This is a genomic window from Prevotella sp. OH937_COT-195 (genome assembly GCF_003932845.1).
In the GTDB taxonomy this organism is placed as follows: Bacteria; Bacteroidota; Bacteroidia; order Bacteroidales; family Bacteroidaceae; genus Prevotella.
The window spans coordinates 60,453-77,639 of sequence record NZ_RQZH01000009.1; the positions used below are offsets into that span (position 1 = coordinate 60,453).

A 17,187-nucleotide genomic window follows, 5' to 3' on the forward strand; every position below is an offset into this window, starting at 1 on the left:
AAAATTAATTGATAAACGAGAAACGACAATCAATACTTGCCAATTCTCAACAATTAAAGTTTCTGTTCAACTTCTATCTCGGTGAACGTTTCTATGATGTCGCCGGCCTGTATATCGTTGAAATTAACAAGAGAGATACCGCATTCCAATCCTGTTGCGACTTCCTTTACATCGTCCTTGTAACGTTTCAAGGCATCGATCGGAGCGGTATGTACTACAATACCATCGCGCACCACTCGCGCCTTGTCTTTGTTGTGTACCTTTCCCTCGATTACGAGTCCGCCAGCAACGGTGCCTACCTTCGATATTTTGAACACCTGCTTCACTTCTATCTCTCCTGTTACGATTTCCTTCTTCACCTTGTCAAGCATTCCCTCCATCGTAGATTTCACCTCGTCGATGGCATCATATATAATAGAATAGGTGTTTATTTCCACACCCTCGTGCTCCGCAATTCTCCGAGCATCGGCAGAAGGACGCACTTGGAAACCAACGATTATGGCATCCGAAGCACTTGCGAGCATCACGTCGTTCTCGCTTATCTGTCCCACCGCCTTGCTTATCACGTTCACCTGCACCTTCTCTGTCGATAGTTTTATAAACGAGTCTGCAAGTGCCTCTATACTACCATCGGTATCGCCTTTCACAATAATATTGAGTTCATGGAACTCTCCGAGTGCTATGCGGTGACTAATATCGTCAAGACCGAGAGTTTTGGTGGTTCGCAGACTTTGCTCACGCTGCAACTGTGTACGCTTGTTGGTAATGTCGCGTGCCTCCTGCTCCGACCCCATCACATGGAACGAGTCGCCGGCCGTGGGTGCACCGTTGAGTCCGAGTATTATTGCCGGTTCTGCCGGCCTTGCCTCTTGAACACGCTGGTTGCGCTCATTGAACATCGCCTTTATTTTTCCGTAAGACGTTCCGGCAAGCACGACATCGCCCACTTTCAATGTTCCGTTTGAAACGAGTACCGTACTTACATATCCGCGTCCCTTGTCGAGCGACGACTCTATTATGGAACCGGTGGCATTGCGATTCGGGTTTGCCTTGAGGTCGAGCATTTCGGCTTCGAGCAGTACCTTCTCGAGCAGTTCATCCACGCCGATGCCTTTCTTTGCCGAAATTTCCTGACACTGGTATTTCCCGCCCCATTCTTCCACAAGAAGGTTCATGTTTGCGAGGTCTTCCCTTATCTTGTCCGGATTTGCCCCCGGCTTGTCAATCTTGTTTATGGCAAACACCATCGGAACGTTGGCTGCCTGTGCATGGGCAATGGCCTCTTTCGTGGTGGGCATTACCGAGTCGTCGGCAGAAATGATGATGATTGCAATGTCGGTCACTTGGGCACCGCGGGCACGCATGGCCGTAAACGCCTCGTGTCCCGGAGTGTCAAGGAATGTAATTTCTCTGCCGTCGCCTATTGTCACATTGTATGCTCCGATGTGCTGAGTAATTCCTCCGGCCTCGCCGGCAATCACGTTTGTTTTGCGGATATGGTCAAGCAGCGATGTCTTTCCGTGGTCAACATGTCCCATCACCGTAACAATGGGAGCGCGAGATGTGAGGTCGTTCTCATCGTCGATCTCCTCGGTAATAGCCTCCTGCACCTCGGCACTGACATACTCTGTCTTAAATCCGAATTCCTCTGCCACGATGTTGATCGTTTCTGCATCGAGACGTTGGTTTATACTTACCATTATGCCTATCGACATGCAGGTGCCAATAACTTGGTTTACACCTACGTCCATCATTGTGGCAAGTTCGCTGACGGTAACGAATTCCGTAAGTTTCAGCACTTTGCTTTCTGCGCGTGCCTCCGCTTTCTGTGCATCGATTTTCTCCTGTACAGCGTCACGTTTCTCCTTACGGTATTTCGCGCCCTTCTTGTTCTGGGTCTTCGAAGTGAGGCGCGCAAGCGTCTCCTTTACCTGACGTGCCACGTCTTCCTCGTTTACCTCAAGCGGTTTCTGTTGGCGATTTTTCTTCTTTTTCTTTCCGCCTTGTTGTCCTTTTCCTCCGCCGCCTTGTTGCTGCGAAGCCAAACGTGCGGCGGCATCAATATCCACGCGTTCCTTTGTTATGCGTTGGCGTTTTTTCTTCTCGCCGCCCGATGCTTTACCCTGAGCCGCCTTTTCCTCACGCTCACGCCGTTTCTCCTCCTTTGTTTTTTTCTTGGGACGCGTGCTTTGGTTTATCTCGTCAAGGTTTATTGTTCCCAACACCTTTACCTGCGGTACAAGTTTTTTCTCGCTCTTCAGCGTGAACACTCCGCTTTCTTTCCGTTCTTCCTCTTGTTTTTCTGTCTTTTCAACATTTGGTTGCTCCGGCTTGGACTGTTCTCCACCTGCACGTTGCTCGTCATTCTTATGCACATCCGCCTCCGTTACCGGTTGTTCCGGTTTGTGTTGCTTCGGTGTTTCGTCCGCCTTTGCTTTCTCCGCGGTTTTTATTTCCGGTTTAGGCATTTCTTTCTCCTCAACCTTGATTTCCGGTTTCGATTCCTCCATTCTTTTTTCAACCGGTTTCTCCGGCAGTTCCTCTTTTTTCTCCGTTACCGCAACCGGTTCCTCTTTGGTCACTACGGAAGTATGTTTTTTTGCCGCAGGTTTTCCTATTTCGTCAAGATTTATCTTGCCGAGCGGTGTGTATTTCTGCGTTTTGGTTTGCCCCGTGCCATGTTCAGCGCGACGTTCTACCTTACGTTTGTCTTTTTCTTTCGGCTTCTTCGGGAATAGTTTGTTGGCATCAACCTTTACCTCCTTGTCTTTCTTGAAAGCTTCAACCAATGCGTTATACTGAGCCTCACTTAGTTTGAAACTCATTTCAGGTTTCACTTCGCCGAGGTTCGGTCTTTTCTCAAGGAATTCAACTGCCGTTTGAAGACCTATGTTCAATTCTCTTATTGCCTTATTTAATCTTACGTTCATCTATTCTTTTCAGGTTTCTTTTTCTTTTTTATTCTTCGATATTGACATTTGAACCGTTCCAAACGGTCGTTGCCTCCTTGAGAGAAACAAAGTTCCATACCCATTTACGTTCCAACCCATGCTCCTGTAAAAAATGCTTTTGGCATTGAGACAGAGAAAGAACGTTTGCCGCTTACTGTTCGAACTCGGCTTTCAATATGCGGATAACGTTGTCAACGGTTTCTTCCTCAAGATCCGCTTTCTCGATAAGCATGTCCCGCGGTGCGTTGATTACGGCTTTTGCGGTGTCGAGCCCTATGCCCTTAATGGCATCTATGACCCATTGGTCTATCTCGTCCGAGAACTCGTCAAGATAGATGTCCTCGTCGGCCTCGTTCTCATCAACCTCGCGGAATACGTCAATGGTATATCCCGTAAGCATCGAAGCAAGTTTAATGTTCAGACCGCCGCGCCCGATGGCAAGCGATACCTCCTCCGGCTTAAGATACACTTCGGCTTTCATGTTCTCATCATCGATATTGAGACTCGACACTTTCGCCGGACTGAGCGAGCGTTGAATGAAAAGTTTGGTGTTTGCAGTAAAGTTTATTACATCTATATTCTCGTTACACAGTTCGCGAACGATACCGCGGACGCGACCTCCGTTCACACCGACACATGCGCCGACAGGGTCGATTCGCTCATCATAACTCTCCACTGCCACCTTAGCTCTTTCTCCCGGCATGCGTGCCACACGGCGTATCGTTATCAGTCCGTCGGCAATCTCCGGCACTTCCGCCTCGAGCAGTCTCTCAAGGAACACCGGACTTGTGCGACTGAGTATTATCTTCGGGTTGTTGTTCTCGTTATCCACACGGAGTATCACGGCACGCACGGTTTCGCCCTTGCGATAAATGTCTTTTTGTATCTGCTCGCTTTTGGGAAGCACCAATTCGTTGTTCTCATCGTCAACGAGCAGCACTTCGCGCTTCCACACCTGATAAACTTCGGCACTTATAACCTGCCCTACACGATCCTTATATTTATTATATAAAGAGTCATGTTCCAATTCGAGTATCTTAGATGCCAGCGTCTGACGCAGGTTCAGTATGGCACGACGACCGAACTTGGCAAAATCAACCCGTTCGGACACATCCTCCCCCACCTCGTAGTCGTTCTCTATTTTCAGTGCTTCGCTAAGAGCTATTTCTTTGTTCTCGTCCTGCACCTCGCCGTCTGCAACCACTACGCGGTTGCGATAAATTTCAAAATCGCCTTTGTCGGGGTTCACGATAACGTCAAAGTTCTCGTCGGAACCGAAAAGTTTCGCTATCACATTGCGGAAACTTTCCTCAAGCACGCTAACAAGAGTAGTACGGTCAATATGCTTCGACTCGTTGAACTCCTTAAAAGTATCGACCATGCTGATGGTCTCTTTCTTTATTGCCATTTTATATTTGTTTTATTTTATTCTTTTCGTTTGCCGCAGGGCACAATGCCGTACCGTACGAGACTGCCCGCATACGGCAGACAGAGCGTGTCAAAACTTGATAAGGTATTTGCAGTATTTCACCTCGTCCATGCAGTATTCATGGTCGACATCCTGCAACACGGGGCGTTTCTTGCCCTCCACCTTTACTTTTTCCTGAACGGCGACGGTAAATTTCCTGCCGTCGACACCTTTCAACACACCTTTCACTTTCTTTCCGTCGGCAGCGAGAACTTCCACCTCCCTGCCTATAAAGTTGATGTATTGCTGCTCCACTTTGAACGGCTGTCCCAAACCTGCCGAGCCTACCTCCAACTCGTAGTCTTCGTTGTCGCGGTTGACATGTTCCTCAATGAAGCGACTCAGCTCCACACAATCCTCAATCCACACTCCGTCGACATGGTCTATTTCCACAACAATCTTGTTGTCTGCGTTAACATCAACATCAACGAGGAAATACTCCTTCTCTTCCAACCATTGGTTTACAAGTTCTTCTACAATCTTTTTGTCAATCATTATCTTGTATTACAATCAGTTATTTAAATGAAAATGTGGAACTTCAAGAAGCCCCACATTCCACCGAACGCGTGCAAAGGTACAAAATAAATTCTTCTTTTCCAAGTGTTTTTCGAAAAAATAATAAACAAGTACTAAAAGAGTAACAGAAATTGAACAAGTATAATTGACCAATTACACCAAAGATGTTTACTACATACATAAATCGTAAACCCAAATATTTCAGCCAATTATCACCATTTAACCCAAATCGGTCATTAGAACCCTCAACCGATTTTGTCCGATTGTTGAGCAGATGTGCAGCCGTTTAATAGAAGGCGTTGCGGGCTGCGTCGAGATGTAATGGCCGCGCAGATGTTCAGCAAGCGGGCTAAAGCAGTTGGGAAGCGCAACGGCAATAGCAAAGCTAAGCAAACGCGGTCTAATTACCGATTGGGGTTTAAACATCTTCGCCTTTATTTAATCACCCCTCTTTTATGTAATATAACATTAAGCCTTTACGCGAGTTCGGGATAAGAATTCGCGTACACGTTATTCGACCAAGGGGTGCATCTTGTGCATGGGCTGAAAGCAAACATGAAGAACAAACTAATGCCAATGTGGAACAAGATAATACTTAGGAAAAGGCACATCACAGAGTGCGTCAACGAATTGCTCAAAAACAAGGCAAACCTCGTTCATTCTATGGGGCACAGAACGAAGCGTATAGGATAATGGAGGGCTAAAAAGTTGTTGAAGTCGTTAGTTTACAAATAGTTATACGCATTTTGATAGTTGAGGTCACACAAAACGAAACGTTTACATTGGTTTAATTTTGATTTACATTGAAGGGCTTTTCGTTTACATGAGGCTGACGAAAGGTTTACGTACATAGGGCTGCACGTTTACGCGTGTGGCCTTTTTGTTGGTATGCGTGGAAATCCTTTATACACGGGCGTTTGGGACGCACAGAGGCTTTATACGAGAGCAGGATTGAACGGTGAGAGTACGGTATTAGAACGGCCTTAAAACGAGAGTTGAAGGAGAGGGACGAAAACGGGTGAAAATGGCGATTTTTGAGGGGGTGGATATTCAGGTGGATATTCAAACTGGATATTCATTTCTCAAAAAGTGGATATTCAAAACTCTTGCCAAGCCCCCCCCTGTGGGGAGGCAGCAACAGTCCCCAAAAAGGGGATTGATACAAGAAACTGACACTTTGCGAGCAACTTTTAAAGGGCGGTACACCTTATTATATATAGGGATTTAGGATAAAAAAGTGTGTTCTGGGGGGGTACCCCAATAGGGGGTACGTTTCGTGATACGATGTAGAACATTTAGACGAGGCGGACGAGACCAATAATTGTGCTGAGGGAGCGGATATCTGACTTTGGAAGTTGGAATGGCTTGAAGCGTTGGTTTTCGGAGATGCATAGGATACACTCATCATTACCCTCGGCTTCTTCTACTCGCTTGACGAGGGCACCTTGGCTGGTGTCGAGGACATATATGCCACCCCATTGAAAGAAAAGTATGTCGGAGATCTTTCGGCAGGCGATAATATCTCCATTGTTATAAAGAGGTGTCATTGAATCTCCGGACACACGTATAAGGAAGTTAGCTCCCTTTGCCTCGAATTCAGGGATAGAATAGTGCTCACAGTTCTCCAGATACACGCCATCAATGTCGGTAGCGGGGAAACCTGCCACGGCATCTATGGGGATAAGAGGAATACCTTTAGTTGATTTTCTCACCCTTTTTTCTTGGTGCTCTGCTATTTTCTTTGTATCTTTGGAGATAGAAAGAGGCAACTCTTCAGCAGGTGGGCTACTTGCAGTACCTTTCGTTTTGAGCATGGGTCCCCTTCCAGTGAGAAGCCATTCGTGGTTAACATCGGGAGCATAGGCGAGAAATCTAGCTATATTATCCTCGCTTATTCCATTGTTTTGTCCAAGTATTCCCCTCGTTGTTCCTGAAATTTTATAGTATTCATACTCGGAAACTCCTTTTTTTGCCAAATAAAGCGAGATATTTTGCTTTATTTGTGATTTTTCTTGCTTGTTTTCTTGCATAATCGAAATATCTTGATTATCTTTGCAGCGTATTCCATTCGGAATGCGCGCCAAAGATACGAAAAAAAGGCGAGATTAACATATTTAAGTATTAAAAAAGATGAAGTCAAGAAGAAAAACAAAGTGCTCCGCAAGTAAAAGGCGACGTGCGGAGACATTGAATGGAGAGAGAATAGCAATGTCCGGATTGGATAACGCGTTTAAGTTTGGTCTTTGTGGGCAAGGAATGGGTTATCATAGCCCTCAAAAGGAAACTCTCTCAAAGGAGTGTTTACCAGCAATGGCAGTACGCCATCTGCACATGTTGCAAGAAAATTTCGATAAGAACCACTATCCACAATATTCGAGATGTCAAGAATATTATTCTGGAATTGCACAGTTATCTCAGCTATTTGAAGTGCTGCAAAGCGAAGAAGCAGTTGCAGGGGATGGTTCGTCCATTTCTTTTGTCTGCGTTGAGAATCAGATAGCGCAATGTATCTCAGTATGTCTTTCTGATTGTCCCTCACGAAGTCGAAGTATGAATCGTATCCTTTCTCTTGTAAGAGATTATAGAGTTGTTCGACCTCTTCGCGATGGAAGTTGTAGCGTATCTCTTCTGCGGATACACTCGATTTTACAAGATAATTATAAAGGCTCATATTTGTGTATGTTGTTTGATATTTTCCTTGGTTGCCGATGCGGTATTGCCTCAAGAGCCGTGGAGTTGTAACCGGATAATTAGTTTCATTTCTGAAATCGGCTGTAAAGTTATAGAAAATAAATGAATTAAACAAATAAGATTATGAAAAAGTATATTCATGTCAAAAAAGCAGACCGTGAGTTTATCGCGAAAGCTCTTGACATTACAGAGCGTACCATTTTTAACGCCATTCACTTTGAAAACATGAGCGAGGGTAATGACCTTGCAAGGAAGATACGATCGCTTGCATTGCAGCGTGGCGGCATCGTGATGGTCGAGGCTCCAGAATGGGAGGTTTTGCATGACGCCGATGGCTACATGAGGCAGTATCTTGGTGAAGTTCTGTTAGAGTTCTCAAAGAAAGAGCCCGTGTGCGACGTGTACAAGCATGGCGAGAAAGTGCACCAGTTTGAGAATGTGATGACGAGCGATATTCAAGGCATTCAGGACTGGGCTGCCAAACTATAAGGAGGCGCGCGATGGAGTACTACGAAGGCAAATGGTGTATATCGGCCAACGAATTGGTGGATGGTGGTATTGTGAGTAAAGCAAACTACCAGAACTGGACGAACCGTAACATCGTGGACGTAGCCCGTCGCGGTGGCGGTGCATCGGGCAACTATGCACTGATAGTCGTAGACAGCCTCCCCGGCAAGTACAAGAAAAAGGTCAAGGAACTCTATCCTGACGGCGCGCAGACTCATCTTCGACTTTGGGTGATGGAGAACTACGAGACGGACCAGGAGGCTGTGGCGTTTTTCCATGACCGTGAGAAGACGGGTGTTGACCTGACGAAGTATCCTGAGAAAATCAGGGAGTATGTAACAAACGCGAGCGTGCTGAACTGTTGCATCAAACTCTATGACCGCGCCTCTACTGCACGCAAGTTGATGGGTGAGAAATATAACTGGGACTGGATGGCTGACGCCATCGAGGCATTGCGAAAGGAACTGGGGCACACACTGCCCACAAGCACGTTGCGTTTCAGGAAGAAGGTGAACGAATACAGGCGTGAGGGCTACGGCTGCCTTGTGAGCGGGAAGTTCGGCAACCAGAGCGCGAGGAAAGTGGACTACAAGGCCGAGCAACTGATACTCGGTCTGGCCGTCCTGCCTAATAAGCCCTACAATACGAACATCGCCGAGATGTACAACATGTTCGTGTGCGGAGAATTGGACGTTTATGACCCTAAGACCGGGGAACTGATGAACCCCGATGACTTCGTGGACAAAAAGACGGGCGAGCCTCTGGAGCTGAGCGAAAGCACCATCAACAACTACCTGAACAAGCCGAAGAACCGCGTGCTGGTGGAGCACGCCCTGAGCAGCCGGACGACCTTCATGCACGAGCAGATGCCACACATGCACCGCCACGCCCCCGAGTTCTCACTGAGCAAGATTTCGTTCGACGACCGCGACCTTCCGCGCAAGCTGAAGGACACGAAGGCAAGACCGAAAGCCTATTACGCATACGACGTGATGAGCCAGTGCGTGGTGGGCTTCGCCTACAATCGAAATAAGAACGTGGACTTGGTGGTGGAGTGCTTCAGGAGCATGTTCAGGCTTCTGGAGCGCAGGGGCTGGAACTGCCCGGCACAGGTGGAGGTAGAGAACCACCTGATGAGCCAATGGAAAGACTCGTTCCTGAAGGCCGGCGTACTGTTTCCGTTCGTCAGGTTCTGCGCACCACAGAACTCGCAGGAGAAATACGCGGAGCCTATGAACGGCGCGAAGAAGCGCAGCATTGAGCACAGGAACCACCTGGGCATCGGCCGTTTCTATGCCAAGGACCGCCATTACCGGACAGAAGCCAGGAAAGTGTTCGACGAGCTTAACGACACCTACGAGGACAAGCAGTATTACAGCTGGGACGAGCTGATAGCCGACGATATGATGGACGTGATGGAGTTCAACAACTCGCTTCACCCAAACCAGAAGAAATATCCGGGCATGACCCGCTGGCAGGTGCTTGAGGCTAACCTGAATCCGACGCTGCAGCCCCTTGACAAGAGCGTGCTGGCCCGCTTCATCGGCGAGCACGTGGAAACGAGCATCCGCAGGAACAGTTACTGCCGCGTGGCGTACACCGACTGGTGGCTGAGCGATGTGGGCGTGCTTGAGAAGCTCGCCCCGAATAACTGGAAGGTGGATGCCTACTACCTCACCGACGAGGAGGGAGTCGTGAAGAACATATATATCTACCAGAACGACATGCTGATAGACGAGCTTCAGAACGTGGGCACATTCAACACGGCGGACTGTGAACAGACAGAGGCGGACAAGGCTGTGTTCGTGGAGCAGCAGAAGAAGATAGCCGGTTTCAACAAATGGGTGACGGACAATGCCATTGAAAGGCTTGGGGTGATGAAAGCCTCCCTCTCCCCAAAATCGGAAGATGAGGACGTCGAGGTACTGGAGCTGAAGTCAAAGGAAGAACCGCCGTCCATGTCCCTACCGCCAGCGAGCGCATCAAGCCACGCTTTGGCAGACATATAAGAATAACGATTAAATGCCATTAGAATATGATTAGTGAGACTCAGAAACAGCGGATTTTGGAGGCGATAGCAGCCAACCGCAAAAATTATCCGAGCGATGCGAAGCACGCATCGGCACTGGGTATATCTCCCAGTGTGTATAACGGATTGAAAAAAGGTCAAACGGAGAAAGCTCTGAGCGACGCCAACTGGGTAAATATTGCCAGAAGGTTAGACGTGAACCTGCGCGAGTCCATCAAATGGAAGGGTGCACAGACGGAGACCTTCAAGTACATCAGCCTGCAGATGGAAGCATGCCAGGAGCGCAGCCTAAGCGTGATACTCTGCGACCTTCCAAACATCGGCAAGACCTACACGGCGCGCTGGTATGTGCATGAGCATCGGAACGCCGTGTATGTGGACTGCTCTCAGGTAAAGACGAAGCGTGCATTGGTCAAAAAGATAGCCAAGGAGTTTGGCGTTGGTACAAGCGGCAAGTATCAGGACACCTACGAAGACCTCGTGTATTACCTCAGAAGTATGGAGCGTCCATTGGTCGTGCTTGACGAGGCTGGCGACCTGCAATACGAAGCCTTCCTTGAGTTGAAAGCCCTGTGGAACGCCACGGAAATGTGCTGTGGATGGTATATGATGGGCGCGGACGGGCTTCGTGCGAAGATAGACCGCATGGTGGAATGCCAGAAGGTAGGCTATGCCGAGATATTTTCGCGGTATGGCGGCAAGTACAGCAAGGTGACTCCCGACCAGGCGGACGAGCGCAAGGCGTTCCTGCTGGAGCAGGCGCGCGTGGTGGCGACGGTGAACGCCCCTAAGGGTATGGACATCGGCCAGATCGTGCGCAAGAGCAGCGGCGGGCTGCGAAGAGTATATACGGAAATTGAGAAAATAAAGAAAGGAGCATGATATGAAACGTGTAAGCATTGTAATGAAGTATACAGGGTATGTTCCCGAGGATACCAGTCTTGGAGAATTGAGAGAATACGCAGAAGGTCGTATTGACGATTTCTTCAGATACTATGATGAAAATAATGATGAGGAATATGATTTTGACCGCAATGATGTGGAGATTACAGACAAGGGACTAACTATTATACTTGGATAATATGACAAAAATAGAAATGGAGGCTATGGAAGCCGTTATCGGTATGCGTAAGGAAATGGCCAAGGCTAACGAGATAGACTGGGAGCAGCGCCGGTATGAGATAGCAAAAGACCTTTATGTTCAAACCTGTCAACAGGCAAAGTTAGAGGGGGATAATACCGCTGCAGATGTATTCCGAAGTGCGGCATGGTTATCTCGTGTTGCTGCCGATTACTTAATAGAGGTTCTGAAAAAGTAGTTATGGCAAAGCGCGCATACAGTCCGAAGGAGATAGCGGCGAAAACATACAAGACGCTGCCGTGGGGTGGCCGCTGGGCGGAGTGTTTCGGCCTGCCAGAGGAGAACTCCACCTGGTTCATCAGCGGATCAAGCGCAGCCGGCAAGAGTAGTTTCGTGATGCAACTGGCGCGCGAGCTGACCCACTATGGGCAAGTTCTCTATATGAGTTATGAGGAGGGCGTGAGCCAAAGTTTCCAGGACAGGATAAAACTCTTTGAGATGGAGAAGTGCCAGGGCTGGTTTCGTGTAGTAACTGAGGATACAATAGAGGACCTTACCGCAAGGCTGAAGAAGAGACACTCGGCGAAGTTCGTCATCGTGGACAGCTACCAGGAGAGTGGCTGGGAATGGCCTGAGACGAAGAAACTGATCGAGGACTTTCCGCGGAAGAGCTTCATCTTTATCAGTATGGAGAAGAAGAGCCAGCCATTAGGCAATGCTGCACTCCGACTCCGTTACAAGGCAGGTGTAAAGGTGCGGGTGGTTGGTTTCAGGGCATACTGCCAAGGGCGTTTCAATCCCGATGCGGGTAACAGTTTCGTTGTTTGGGAAGAAGGTATTTTAAGGACATCAAACAAACTGTGATATGGCAAGTAAGCGAGACAACCTTCTGTACAGGTTACGGAAGAAAGGAGTGAGGGTACATACGAAAGAACGCACGATATATTTTGCGTTCGACGGCGAGCCTTTCCAAATCGTACAGGTGAAGCGGCTGTGCAGGGAATTTAATTTTTATGTTCAATTAGAAATATAACAAGATGAAAATAAAAGATTTACAGGTAAAAGTTATTTACCGTGTTGGCTTGAGCGATGTGGAAGTCAGCGATGAATTATATGAAGCTCTGCAATATTTGGCTGATCATGGAATGACAAGAGGAGACTTGGTAAGTGCGGATGAACAGATTACAACAGCCATCGAATGGCTGGAAGATAATATTTGTGAAACTGATGCCTATGAATGGAAATATGAAATTGAAGACATGGAAAACAATGAATATGAGCAAGGAAAGACGAGTTATTGAAATAGTTCCGGGGCGTATTACTCCGGGGGGTCGTATGACAGAGCGTGTTGAGAGCCGCGGACACAGTTGCCCATACTGCCAAGGCAACGGATTTCACTGGCAGGAGGATGATTGGCAGGAGCGTTATAAAAAGGAATGCCCGATATGCAATGGCAGCGGGATGCTCGACGCCGTGATAACCGTCGAGTGGAAAGCATCAGGCAATTTTTAACTTATAAACGATATAACAATGAGCAAATTTTTAGAAGAAATCAAGAGACGCCTTCAATTGTGGCATGAGCAACGTGCGGAGCGTATTGATGCGGAGCGTCAGTCACAACTCGACGCGGAAGCGCGCAAGGCCGTGCAGGTGATGGAATTCAACGGAGGATTGTTCGTCAGTGTGAACGGCGTGCCGCTGTTTAGCATCGACAGTTTTCGTGTAAGCATCGGCGATGCAGTTGCCAACGCAAGGAACGCCTATAAGGACTGGAAGGAGGAGAAGTTATGGGAGGGGAACGGAACTACGCGCGTTTCTATTGCCTCTTGAAGCAGCTGCCCGGTGCAGATAAGGAAACCCTTGTGGAGCAATATACCAACGGGCGGACAACCAGCCTGCGCGAGATGACTGTAAAGGAGTATAACGCAATGTGTATGTCGCTGGAGGATCATACCGGCCGGAGGGTGCAAGTGAGGAAGAGACGCAGCCTGTGCCTGAAACTGATGCAGCAGTCCGGCGTTGACACGACGGACTGGCAGCGTATCAACGACTTCTGCCGCCACCCGAGGATTGCCGGAAAGGCATTTGCCCGTCTGAATGTAGCGGACTTGGATTTACTTCAGACAAAGCTGCGCAGCATCATGCGCAAAGGCGGATTGAAACCGAATCCATCACGGGATGAACACAGCAATGCGACCTCGTTTGTCTATATTCCGATGGGCAATATGGCAGAAAGTTAGTTTTTATCAATAACCAATAAATCAATATCACAATGTCAACAAGAAAAAAGAAAGTTATCATTACCGGCGTGAGCAGAGAATCCGCCGATGAGGCGTTCGCAATCTACGCCAAGAGCGACGCCCGGATTCAGAAAATCAATGCGGACATCGAGCTGCAGTGTGCGAAGATCCGCGAGAAGTATGCCGACAAGTTGTCGGTACTTACATGTGAGAAGGAACAGGCGTTCGACACTCTTCAGTCTTTTGCTACTGAGAACCAGGCTGAGTTGTTCACGAAGAAGAAGAGTCTTGACATGGTTCATGGTGTGATAGGTTTCCGCACGGGAACTCCTAAATTGAAGACGGTGAAAGGTTTTACTTGGGCGAGTGCGTTGCAGTTGGTTAAACGCTTTTTGCCTGACTATATCCGTCAGACCGAAGACATCGCGAAGGACAAGTTGCTTGCGGATCGCGATGGTAACATCGCGATGGAGGTATCCGATTCTCCTTCACTTGTTGAAGTTCCAATTCGTCAGGCTATGGCGGAGTGCGGTATTCAGGTAGTTCAGGATGAGACCTTCTATGTAGAGCCAAAGAAGGAGGATAGCGGAGATTGAGTTTTCAGCCCTGTGCCGGTTAAGTTCCGGCACGGGGCAATGGTATTATATTATGAACAAAAACCAAACAAGCCATGAAAGTGGATAATGAGAGACGTCGAGGTGTCAGTTATCTGAAGCGTGTTGCAGATGTTAATGCGACCTATCAGAAATGGGTCCGTACAGGTTTGTCTAACCGGGAAATTTGGCGGCGGTATATATATCCTGTTTATGGGATATCAGAACGAACCTTGTATAATATGCTAAAAGTGGATGTGACAGTGAGAAAAGACAATGCCTCTTCTCCGCGTCCGCTTCTGTTGTTTGATTTTGAGGATGAAAAATGAATAAAGAAGCAGGCAAGATACTCCGCATGATACTCGACGACATCCGCGTTGGGATGACGGACGAGTTCGACTCGAATTTCGAGCGCGAGGCTTTCTTCGGCGAGGCGTGGCAGCGCAGGAAGAGCCCCACGCGCCCGGGCGGCCATATACTGGTCGACACCGGACGGCTCCGCAGGAGCATACAGAGCCGTACAACGGAGAACAGCATTACCTTCTTCACGAACGAGCCATACGCCGCCATTCACAACGATGGCGGCGAGATTGTGGTGACAGCGAAGATGAAGCGGTACTTCTGGCGCAAATTCTATGAGGCGACCGGATCGTTCGGCAGGAAGAAGGACGGCAGCCGCAGGAATGACAAGCGCACTTTGCAGTTGGCCGGAGAAGCCGAGTTCTGGAAGTTCATGGCCTTGAAGAAAGCCGGCAGTACTATTAAGATTCCCCGCCGTAGGTTTTTGGGTACGAGTCCGGAGGTGGAGGATGCCGTTCGGGGTATCATTGAGAAGAACCTGAGGGGTTATATAGAAGAAACGATTGATTTTGAGATTAACGAGAAATGAGAAAGGAATTGTATGAGATGCTTTGCGCCCGTCTGAAGGAAGTAGGCGGCGGAGCGATCAAGCATATTGATTTGTGGAACCACAATGTTGAGTTCATCGAGCAGGAGGAGCAATGGGATCGCCCCGCGGTTTTCGTGGAGTTTGCTCCGATAGAGTGGCATGCCATTCATCCCGGGGCGGAATACCGTGCCGAGCCAATCGTCAACCTTCATGTGGTTACGGACTGGACTGGTAGCGTGGCAGCGTGCAGCGAGTTCCGTGACGAGAGCCTGCAGGTGTTCGATCTGCTCGATGAGATCCATTCGGCACTGAGCTGTATCGGCGGCGATACCTTTATGGATTTTGATTTGGTTGAGAGCCGTACGAACCACAACCACGAGGATATGATCGAGAATATAGAAAGCTACCGTTGCGTTGCTATTAAGCGTTTATGACATGAAGCAGGAGTTGTATGTAAACGGTGATGTTGTGGGTTACAGTCTTCAGAGCCGCCATATCATGAGTGTGTTGGGCAAGGCTTACATTTACCGTAGTCCTACCGCCGATGACGTTCTGCGTATAGTTTATCGCGGTTTGAGTCGCAGTTGCGGTTTGAGCCAGGACGAGTTTGTGAGCGGTTTCCATTCCGGTAGTGTCTGGATGAGCAAGAAGAAGGGGCAGTACACTTTGTGGATGATTTACGGTTTGCTGCGTGGCCGGATCAGGGAGATAAACAGTGCTTATCTAAGGTGAGTTATTATTGACATTATAAATAAAGAATAAGATGGAAAAGAAGAAGACAGAGCAGGCTACTGGTCTGCAGGTATTTAATTTCAATGAGAAGGCAGGCACGCCTATCCGTGTGCAATTGATTAACGACGAGCCTTGGTTTGTGGCTAAGGACGTTTGCAAAGTGCTTGGTATTACATGGAGCGGGCATACGCTTGACCAGATTCCCAATGATTGGAAAGGGTCGGTAAGTTTTACCACCCCCGGTGGTAATCAGCAACTTGTATCGATTTCAGAGGCAGGTTTGTATAAATTGGCTTTTCGTTGTAACAGTTCGGAAAAAGCAGACAAATTTACGAACTGGGTAGCCGGTGAGGTATTGCCTCGTATCAGGAAGACCGGCGGTTATCGTGTATCGAGTTGCAGTCGTGATGACTATTTTGACTGGCGTGATCGTCCTTACCGCAGGGTGAGTTATAGGAATGGTGATGTTCGTGTGGTAGAGGACGGGCAGGATCGTTGGTATTCTGTGAATGATTTGCTTCGCTGTCTTGGCAGCAGAACGGAAAGCACTCAGTGTGTTCGCCGGCTGAACCGTCGCGGCGACTTGGCAAGAAAGATATTGCTTTACGGTATGACGCATCCTGGTTGGTTTGCAAATACATTAGGCTCGGAACTACTCACGTGCGGTAGTCTGAAAGGACGTGTAAGCGTACAGTTGAAGTTGGAGTTTAGATGATGTTTGCTCGCCCGATTTGGCGAGCAAACATTGAGGGTGTGGATTTTTCCCCCGTTTTGGGGAAAAGTACCGGCGTTCGCCGTTCTGTGTAACATAAGGTGGCGCAGTATCGGTCAAAGGGTGTGAAATGGTTGTTTTTTTTGGGAAAATGCGAGTATTAACATTATAAATAAAGAATAAGATGGAAAAGAATAAAGAATTATCGGTATCTATGAGTGAGGACATGCTTCCTGTGGAGCAAGGTGCACTGGGTTTGATGGTCAACAGCCGCGTGCTGCACAATCGTCTTGGTTCTCGTCGTAATTATGCCAACTGGATTAGGGATCGTCTGTACAAGTGTGGTTTTGTTGAGGGCGAGGACTTTTTAACGAGTTTGTTAAAAAGTAGTGGTGGTCGTCCCTCGGTTGACTATATGGTGACGCTGGACGTTGCTAAGGAGCTGTCGATGTTGGAGTATTCGGCTGCCGGACGTGCTGTTCGCCGCTATTTCATCGAGGTTGAGAAGCGTTATCGTGACTGGATCGGTTTTGTGTTGCCTCGTCTGGAGCAGGACGTGGACTTGTTTGGTGTCCGTTTGGGTTATAACTATGTTCAGTTGCTTGGTGCTGTGGGTTTGAGTTTGAAGAGCGGCAGCGTTAACGGTCGTCGGAGACGGCATCCGAATGAGTTTTGGCGTAATCAGCGCGGCGTTTGGTTTGTGTCTGAGGATTTTGGTAAGACCATCATTGCCTGGGCCGCTGCTCGGAGGCTGTCGTATGACATAAGGCATCGCAGT

The 17,187-nt window shown here is 48.2% G+C and carries 24 protein-coding genes and 1 pseudogene; 19 read left to right on the plus strand and 6 right to left on the minus strand.

The window, feature by feature from the left end:
• Window positions 1-53: 53 nt before the first annotated feature.
• The 4 genes from infB to EII32_RS12095 all read right to left on the minus strand — a co-directional run bounded on the left by infB (window position 54) and on the right by EII32_RS12095 (window position 5,318).
• Complete coding sequence (gene infB / locus EII32_RS05295) at window positions 54-2,930, minus strand: translation initiation factor IF-2 (protein WP_125234403.1); 2,877 nt, start codon at window positions 2,928-2,930, stop codon at window positions 54-56.
• A gap of 172 nt (window positions 2,931-3,102) precedes the next feature.
• On the minus strand, window positions 3,103-4,359 hold the full coding sequence (nusA, locus tag EII32_RS05300) for a transcription termination factor NusA (RefSeq protein ID WP_125234404.1): 1,257 nt from the start codon (window positions 4,357-4,359) through the stop codon (window positions 3,103-3,105).
• Between the two features lie 90 nt (window positions 4,360-4,449).
• A complete protein-coding gene (gene rimP / locus EII32_RS05305) occupies window positions 4,450-4,914 on the minus strand; it encodes a ribosome assembly cofactor RimP (RefSeq protein WP_125234405.1) in 465 nt (154 codons plus the stop codon).
• A 266-nt stretch (window positions 4,915-5,180) separates the two neighbouring features.
• A complete protein-coding gene (locus tag EII32_RS12095; RefSeq protein WP_158611132.1) occupies window positions 5,181-5,318 on the minus strand; it encodes a hypothetical protein in 138 nt (45 codons plus the stop codon).
• 127 nt (window positions 5,319-5,445) lie between these two features.
• Between EII32_RS12095 and EII32_RS05310 the strand changes: the two are divergent.
• Window positions 5,446-5,613 (plus strand): annotated as a pseudogene (locus EII32_RS05310) (transposase); the annotation flags it as partial.
• A 617-nt stretch (window positions 5,614-6,230) separates the two neighbouring features.
• Here EII32_RS05310 and EII32_RS05315 read toward each other — a convergent pair.
• Both EII32_RS05315 and EII32_RS05320 read right to left on the minus strand, forming a co-directional pair.
• The gene (locus EII32_RS05315) at window positions 6,231-6,965 is read right to left on the minus strand and encodes a helix-turn-helix transcriptional regulator (RefSeq protein WP_125234406.1); all 735 of its coding nucleotides are present in this window, start codon (window positions 6,963-6,965) and stop codon (window positions 6,231-6,233) included.
• Between the two features lie 200 nt (window positions 6,966-7,165).
• On the minus strand, window positions 7,166-7,606 hold the full coding sequence (locus EII32_RS05320) for a hypothetical protein (protein WP_125234407.1): 441 nt from the start codon (window positions 7,604-7,606) through the stop codon (window positions 7,166-7,168).
• Window positions 7,607-7,749: 143 nt separating this feature from the next.
• On the opposite strand from EII32_RS05320, the gene EII32_RS05325 reads away from it, so the two are divergent.
• The 18 genes from EII32_RS05325 to EII32_RS05405 form a co-directional block, all read left to right on the plus strand.
• Window positions 7,750-8,115, plus strand: coding sequence for a hypothetical protein (locus EII32_RS05325; RefSeq protein ID WP_125234408.1), 366 nt, complete (start codon window positions 7,750-7,752; stop codon window positions 8,113-8,115).
• An 11-nt stretch (window positions 8,116-8,126) separates the two neighbouring features.
• On the plus strand, window positions 8,127-10,142 hold the full coding sequence (locus tag EII32_RS12100) for a hypothetical protein (protein ID WP_158611133.1): 2,016 nt from the start codon (window positions 8,127-8,129) through the stop codon (window positions 10,140-10,142).
• A gap of 26 nt (window positions 10,143-10,168) precedes the next feature.
• Window positions 10,169-11,044, plus strand: coding sequence for an ATP-binding protein (locus tag EII32_RS05335; protein WP_125234409.1), 876 nt, complete (start codon window positions 10,169-10,171; stop codon window positions 11,042-11,044).
• Window position 11,045: 1 nt separating this feature from the next.
• Window positions 11,046-11,243 carry a hypothetical protein gene (locus EII32_RS05340; RefSeq protein WP_125234410.1) on the plus strand — a complete coding sequence of 66 codons (198 nt, stop codon included), beginning with the start codon at window positions 11,046-11,048 and terminating at the stop codon, window positions 11,241-11,243.
• Between the two features lie 16 nt (window positions 11,244-11,259).
• Window positions 11,260-11,481, plus strand: coding sequence for a hypothetical protein (locus EII32_RS05345; RefSeq protein WP_199741397.1), 222 nt, complete (start codon window positions 11,260-11,262; stop codon window positions 11,479-11,481).
• 2 nt (window positions 11,482-11,483) lie between these two features.
• A complete protein-coding gene (locus EII32_RS05350) occupies window positions 11,484-12,107 on the plus strand; it encodes a bifunctional adenosylcobinamide kinase/adenosylcobinamide-phosphate guanylyltransferase (protein WP_125234412.1) in 624 nt (207 codons plus the stop codon).
• 1 nt (window position 12,108) lies between these two features.
• Window positions 12,109-12,276, plus strand: coding sequence for a hypothetical protein (locus EII32_RS12365; protein WP_199741395.1), 168 nt, complete (start codon window positions 12,109-12,111; stop codon window positions 12,274-12,276).
• Between the two features lie 4 nt (window positions 12,277-12,280).
• Window positions 12,281-12,544 carry a hypothetical protein gene (locus EII32_RS05355; RefSeq protein WP_125234413.1) on the plus strand — a complete coding sequence of 88 codons (264 nt, stop codon included), beginning with the start codon at window positions 12,281-12,283 and terminating at the stop codon, window positions 12,542-12,544.
• Window positions 12,519-12,755 (plus strand): hypothetical protein, encoded by a 237-nt coding sequence (locus tag EII32_RS05360; RefSeq protein WP_125234414.1) that lies wholly within the window; start codon window positions 12,519-12,521, stop codon window positions 12,753-12,755. Before EII32_RS05355 ends, EII32_RS05360 begins: the two co-directional genes overlap by 26 nt.
• Before the next feature lie 18 nt (window positions 12,756-12,773).
• Window positions 12,774-13,073, plus strand: coding sequence for a hypothetical protein (locus EII32_RS05365; protein WP_125234415.1), 300 nt, complete (start codon window positions 12,774-12,776; stop codon window positions 13,071-13,073).
• Window positions 13,031-13,483, plus strand: coding sequence for a hypothetical protein (locus tag EII32_RS05370; protein WP_125234416.1), 453 nt, complete (start codon window positions 13,031-13,033; stop codon window positions 13,481-13,483). The genes EII32_RS05365 and EII32_RS05370 overlap by 43 nt, the downstream gene beginning before the upstream one ends.
• A gap of 32 nt (window positions 13,484-13,515) precedes the next feature.
• Complete coding sequence (locus EII32_RS05375; RefSeq protein WP_125234417.1) at window positions 13,516-14,079, plus strand: host-nuclease inhibitor Gam family protein; 564 nt, start codon at window positions 13,516-13,518, stop codon at window positions 14,077-14,079.
• 74 nt (window positions 14,080-14,153) lie between these two features.
• Window positions 14,154-14,405, plus strand: coding sequence for a hypothetical protein (locus EII32_RS05380; RefSeq protein ID WP_125234418.1), 252 nt, complete (start codon window positions 14,154-14,156; stop codon window positions 14,403-14,405).
• Window positions 14,402-14,965 (plus strand): phage virion morphogenesis protein, encoded by a 564-nt coding sequence (locus tag EII32_RS05385; protein WP_125234419.1) that lies wholly within the window; start codon window positions 14,402-14,404, stop codon window positions 14,963-14,965. The genes EII32_RS05380 and EII32_RS05385 overlap by 4 nt, the downstream gene beginning before the upstream one ends.
• The gene (locus tag EII32_RS05390) at window positions 14,962-15,399 is read left to right on the plus strand and encodes a hypothetical protein (protein WP_125234420.1); all 438 of its coding nucleotides are present in this window, start codon (window positions 14,962-14,964) and stop codon (window positions 15,397-15,399) included. The genes EII32_RS05385 and EII32_RS05390 overlap by 4 nt, the downstream gene beginning before the upstream one ends.
• A gap of 1 nt (window position 15,400) precedes the next feature.
• Complete coding sequence (locus EII32_RS05395) at window positions 15,401-15,697, plus strand: hypothetical protein (protein WP_125234421.1); 297 nt, start codon at window positions 15,401-15,403, stop codon at window positions 15,695-15,697.
• A gap of 31 nt (window positions 15,698-15,728) precedes the next feature.
• Window positions 15,729-16,412 (plus strand): Bro-N domain-containing protein, encoded by a 684-nt coding sequence (locus EII32_RS05400; protein WP_125234422.1) that lies wholly within the window; start codon window positions 15,729-15,731, stop codon window positions 16,410-16,412.
• Window positions 16,413-16,593: 181 nt separating this feature from the next.
• Window positions 16,594-17,187, plus strand: a 594-nt coding sequence (locus tag EII32_RS05405; RefSeq protein ID WP_199741396.1) for an antA/AntB antirepressor family protein, incomplete at its 3' end; no start/stop codon positions are given.

Bases quoted from the DNA above. Each gene is read 5' to 3' on its own strand.
- EII32_RS12100 (WP_158611133.1), top strand. From the start codon at position 8,127: ATGGAGTACTACGAAGGCAAATGGTGTATATCGGCCAACGAATTGGTG.
- nusA (WP_125234404.1), bottom strand. From the start codon at position 4,359: ATGGCAATAAAGAAAGAGACCATCAGCATGGTCGATACTTTTAAGGAG.
- EII32_RS12365 (WP_199741395.1), top strand. From the start codon at position 12,109: ATGGCAAGTAAGCGAGACAACCTTCTGTACAGGTTACGGAAGAAAGGA.
- EII32_RS05350 (WP_125234412.1), top strand. From the start codon at position 11,484: ATGGCAAAGCGCGCATACAGTCCGAAGGAGATAGCGGCGAAAACATAC.
- EII32_RS05360 (WP_125234414.1), top strand. From the start codon at position 12,519: ATGAGCAAGGAAAGACGAGTTATTGAAATAGTTCCGGGGCGTATTACT.
- EII32_RS05345 (WP_199741397.1), top strand. From the start codon at position 11,260: ATGGAGGCTATGGAAGCCGTTATCGGTATGCGTAAGGAAATGGCCAAG.
- EII32_RS05375 (WP_125234417.1), top strand. From the start codon at position 13,516: ATGTCAACAAGAAAAAAGAAAGTTATCATTACCGGCGTGAGCAGAGAA.
- EII32_RS05400 (WP_125234422.1), top strand. From the start codon at position 15,729: ATGGAAAAGAAGAAGACAGAGCAGGCTACTGGTCTGCAGGTATTTAAT.
- EII32_RS05395 (WP_125234421.1), top strand. From the start codon at position 15,401: ATGAAGCAGGAGTTGTATGTAAACGGTGATGTTGTGGGTTACAGTCTT.
- EII32_RS05380 (WP_125234418.1), top strand. From the start codon at position 14,154: ATGAAAGTGGATAATGAGAGACGTCGAGGTGTCAGTTATCTGAAGCGT.
- EII32_RS05365 (WP_125234415.1), top strand. From the start codon at position 12,774: ATGAGCAAATTTTTAGAAGAAATCAAGAGACGCCTTCAATTGTGGCAT.
- infB (WP_125234403.1), bottom strand. From the start codon at position 2,930: ATGAACGTAAGATTAAATAAGGCAATAAGAGAATTGAACATAGGTCTT.
- EII32_RS05335 (WP_125234409.1), top strand. From the start codon at position 10,169: ATGATTAGTGAGACTCAGAAACAGCGGATTTTGGAGGCGATAGCAGCC.
- rimP (WP_125234405.1), bottom strand. From the start codon at position 4,914: ATGATTGACAAAAAGATTGTAGAAGAACTTGTAAACCAATGGTTGGAA.
- EII32_RS05340 (WP_125234410.1), top strand. From the start codon at position 11,046: ATGAAACGTGTAAGCATTGTAATGAAGTATACAGGGTATGTTCCCGAG.
- EII32_RS05390 (WP_125234420.1), top strand. From the start codon at position 14,962: ATGAGAAAGGAATTGTATGAGATGCTTTGCGCCCGTCTGAAGGAAGTA.
- EII32_RS05385 (WP_125234419.1), top strand. From the start codon at position 14,402: ATGAATAAAGAAGCAGGCAAGATACTCCGCATGATACTCGACGACATC.
- EII32_RS05320 (WP_125234407.1), bottom strand. From the start codon at position 7,606: ATGAGCCTTTATAATTATCTTGTAAAATCGAGTGTATCCGCAGAAGAG.
- EII32_RS05315 (WP_125234406.1), bottom strand. From the start codon at position 6,965: ATGCAAGAAAACAAGCAAGAAAAATCACAAATAAAGCAAAATATCTCG.
- EII32_RS05325 (WP_125234408.1), top strand. From the start codon at position 7,750: ATGAAAAAGTATATTCATGTCAAAAAAGCAGACCGTGAGTTTATCGCG.
- EII32_RS05355 (WP_125234413.1), top strand. From the start codon at position 12,281: ATGAAAATAAAAGATTTACAGGTAAAAGTTATTTACCGTGTTGGCTTG.
- EII32_RS05370 (WP_125234416.1), top strand. From the start codon at position 13,031: ATGGGAGGGGAACGGAACTACGCGCGTTTCTATTGCCTCTTGAAGCAG.